Consider the following 3,544-nt stretch of genomic DNA (forward strand, 5'->3'; position numbering starts at 1 on the left):
TGTCAGTCTGTAGAGCGACCATAAGACCAGAACAGAGTAAATCTGTTAAGGCAGGTGCGGAACCCCGCAAGGGAAAGAAGCAGAAACCTAAATCGTGAGGTTTGGGAATCACCGTCCGTTTACGGCGGTGAGGATGTCAAGATTGATATTGTTAGGGGTTTTGGGGTTTTGGGGTTTTGGGGTTTTGGGGTATTAGTTAAAATTTCCCTATCTCCCTATCTCCCTATCTCCCTATCTTCCTATCTTCCTATCTTCCTATCTCCTAATTCCTATGGGTCGTGTTTGGCATTTTATTAAAAGTGTGATGGGAATTATCTTTCGTCATCCTGTAACTGGGGTGACAATGATTCCGCTGCTTGCTGATGGTACAATTGTTTTAATCCGACGCAGAGACACCGGCAAATGGGCCCTACCGGGGGGAATGGTCGATTGGGGGGAAGATATTTTTAATACTGCTCAAAGGGAATTAAAAGAGGAAACAGGATTAAATTTAGTCAGTTTAGGGCGTTTAGTCGGGGTTTATTCCTCTTTTGAGCGTGATCCGCGCATTCACTCCATTTCAGTGTTAATTGAAGTGACAGCGGCGGGGAATTTTCAGATCAAAGATACATTAGAAGTTAGCGAGGTGAGAGCTTTTAGCGTCGAAACTTTACCTCTAGGCAATCTCAGTCACGATAACGATCGCCAACTAGAAGATTATCTCAGGGGTGCCACTGTAGTGGCTTGATGTCGAGGGAAAGATAATGGAATTAGAAAGTTTGGTTAAAGGCAAGTGAGATAACATTTAGGGGAAATCAACACAATGACCGAAGATATCGCGACTCCCAGCAAAATATGGATTATTACGGGTGACTCTGATCTTCAAAAAACGCCCACCGGCGCTAGAAGTAGCCGTGATACCGGGGGAAGGCTTGAAGGAAAGGAAAAATCGCCCGAAGTTGCGGCCACCGAAAGAAGTCAAGTGGATGTGTCCAAACTGAAGCTAGAAATGCAGGGCTTTCTCAAAGCGATGCGGGAAATGCTCAATGAAGCCGATCCTCCAGGTGCTAAAATCCGGCTCGATGAAGTGGAACTGTCTGTAGAAATTAATGGGGAAGGACAAGTTAGCCTGTTTGGGATCGGGAGCAAAGCAGGAGGGAAAGGAGCGATGACATTTAAGTTCAAGAGAAAAGATGGCTAAAAACTGGGTGATAGCGATCGGCATCAACGAGTATGACAACCTCAAGCCGCTGAAATACGCCAAGAAAGACGCGGAAGCGATCAAAGCTTGGTGTGAAGGGGAGGGAGGATTCGATCGCAGTGGGATATTTCTTTTTACCGAAGATTCTCCACCCATTCCTGCTAGTCCCCCCATTCCCACGCAACTAACCCACGGTCGTCTCAAGCGGTTTCTTCAGAAGCAGTTCGAGACTCCCCTGCTTAAGTCTGGAGACAATCTCTGGTTTTTCTTTGCTGGTCATGGCAGGCGCTATCAAGACAAAGACTATCTGATGCTGCCAGATAGTGATCCGGGCAATGTAAGAGAAACGGCTGTATCGGTGGATTATGTCACCGAGCGGCTGCGGCGGTCTGGGGCGGATAACGTCGTACTATTGTTAGATGCCTGTCGAGATGAGGACAGCCGAGGCGGTCTGGGCATTGGAGAAGAGGAGCATCAGGGAGTCATAACCTTTTATTCCTGTACTGCCAATCAGCAATCTTGGGAGATCGATGAGTTGCAACAAGGCTCATTTACTCATACGCTGCTGGAAGGATTGCGGCGGCAAGGAGAAGCCAATTGTGCTACGGTCGAGCGTCTAGACGAATATCTGCGCCGTCAAGTCGAGCAAACTAACGCTAGATATGGGAAACCGAGACAGAATCCCTATCTGAAAGCAGAACCGCCCCACAAGCTCTATTTTATTTTGCTAGAACAAGTTGCCACGCTTAGGGACGTGCAACCCCTAAAATATCAGGCTTCCTTAGCAGAAAATAGGGACGATTTTGACTTAGCTGAACAGTTATGGATTCGTGTCTTAGGAGCATCTCGTGGCGATTTAGATGCGATCGAAGCTATCAAGCGCATCGCTCTAAGACAGTCACAGTGGTCTCCGATTCCTTTTACGGGTCGCGAATACGTCACGGGGTCCGAGGGAAATAGGTCATCGACCCCTAAACTTTCTCAAGAAACTGGACTCAAGGTATTTAACTTTGAGGTGGTGCGAGTAAATGCGAAGGGTGAGCAAATCAAAAAAGAGTCGAAACAGTCCCAATATTTCAGCGAGGATTTGGGCAACGGCATCACCTTAGAAATGGTCGCCATTCCAGGGGGAACTTTCACGATGGGAACAGAAGACGAGGAAATCGAAAGACTGGTGAAAAAATTTAATTGGGAAGTATTTAGAAGGGAAAGACCACAACATGAAGTAACTGTCCCACCCTTCTTTATGGGTAAATACCCCATCACCCAGGACCAGTGGAAAGCGATCGCCTCTCGTACCGACTTAAAAGTAGAAAAAGACCTTGATCTCAACCCAGCCTATTTTAAAGACCGTCCCGATAGCGATCGCCGTCCCGTGGAACAAGTCGACTGGTACGATGCGATCGAGTTCTGTGCGAGATTATCAAAACTAACGGTTCGGGAATACCGACTACCGAGTGAGGCGGAATGGGAGTACGCTTGTCGTGCTGGAACCACCACCCCATTCTACTTTGGGGAAACCATTACCGGGAAATTGGCCAACTACCGTGCCAGCGAAACCTACGCCGGAGAAGCGAAGGGAGAATATCGAGAAGAAACGACTCCCGTGGGACAGTTTCCCCCAAACGCCTTCGGACTGTACGATATGCACGGGAACGTCTGGGAATGGTGCGCCGATACCTGGCACGGTAATTATGATGGTGCGCCGACGGATGGCAGTGTCTGGACAGAAAATGGGAATAATAATCGTTCTCCTATGCGGGGCGGTTCTTGGTACGGCTATCCGGATAACTGCCGTTCCGCTTACCGCTTCAACGACTTCCGCCGCGTCAACGGCAGCAACATCCTCGGTTTTCGGGTGGTGTGCGGTGCTGGGAGGACTCTGTAACCCTTTTCCCCTTTTTTTCCCCTTTTACCCTCATTCCCTATTTTTTCTTTTTCCTTTTCTTTCCCGCCCTTAGGCGGGTCGATTTTTTTGAGAAAATGGCGTTAATGTTAAATTTTATTAAGGCGATGAAAGAATTATCGGTTATCAGTTGGGAAGGTGGTGTTATATTATGGGCAGTAAAGTTGCTCAAAAAGCTGGTCAGTTTGCTATTAGAATAGTAAACGCTGATAAATATCTCAGCCCAGAAAAGAAAGAAGTTATCCTGTTATAATAAAGTTAATTGATAAGTAGGTAGGCGTTAAAAATTATCAGATGCCCCCTTATCAAGGGGGATCCCCCCGCCTACCGGCACCCCCCTTATCAAGGGGGATCCCCCCGCCTACCGGCACCCCCCTTATCAAGGGGGATCCCCCCGCCTACCGGCACCCCCCTTATCAAGGGGGATCCCCCCGCCTACCGGCACCCCCCTTATCAAG

Annotated in this window: 3 protein-coding genes; all 3 read left to right on the forward strand. The window is 48.2% G+C overall.

Annotated elements, in window-relative coordinates; translation table 11 throughout:
- Positions 1 to 271 precede the first annotated feature (271 nt).
- Positions 272 to 727 (forward strand): NUDIX hydrolase, encoded by a 456-nt coding sequence (locus O9290_RS08975; protein WP_106908493.1) that lies wholly within the window; start codon positions 272 to 274, stop codon positions 725 to 727.
- 75 nt (positions 728 to 802) lie between these two features.
- Positions 803 to 1,180: a Pepco domain-containing protein gene (locus O9290_RS08980; protein WP_288056368.1), complete on the forward strand. Its 378-nt coding sequence runs from the start codon at positions 803 to 805 to the stop codon at positions 1,178 to 1,180.
- On the forward strand, positions 1,173 to 3,068 hold the full coding sequence (locus O9290_RS08985; RefSeq protein WP_288056371.1) for an SUMF1/EgtB/PvdO family nonheme iron enzyme: 1,896 nt from the start codon (positions 1,173 to 1,175) through the stop codon (positions 3,066 to 3,068). The genes O9290_RS08980 and O9290_RS08985 overlap by 8 nt, the downstream gene beginning before the upstream one ends.
- Positions 3,069 to 3,544 lie beyond the last annotated feature (476 nt).

The sequence above is a fragment of the Microcystis sp. LE19-41.2A genome (genome assembly GCF_027530405.1).
Classification (GTDB): Bacteria; Cyanobacteriota; Cyanobacteriia; order Cyanobacteriales; family Microcystaceae; genus Microcystis; species Microcystis aeruginosa.

Bases quoted from the DNA above. Each gene is read 5' to 3' on its own strand.
- O9290_RS08985 (WP_288056371.1), top strand. From the start codon at position 1,173: ATGGCTAAAAACTGGGTGATAGCGATCGGCATCAACGAGTATGACAAC.
- O9290_RS08980 (WP_288056368.1), top strand. From the start codon at position 803: ATGACCGAAGATATCGCGACTCCCAGCAAAATATGGATTATTACGGGT.
- O9290_RS08975 (WP_106908493.1), top strand. From the start codon at position 272: ATGGGTCGTGTTTGGCATTTTATTAAAAGTGTGATGGGAATTATCTTT.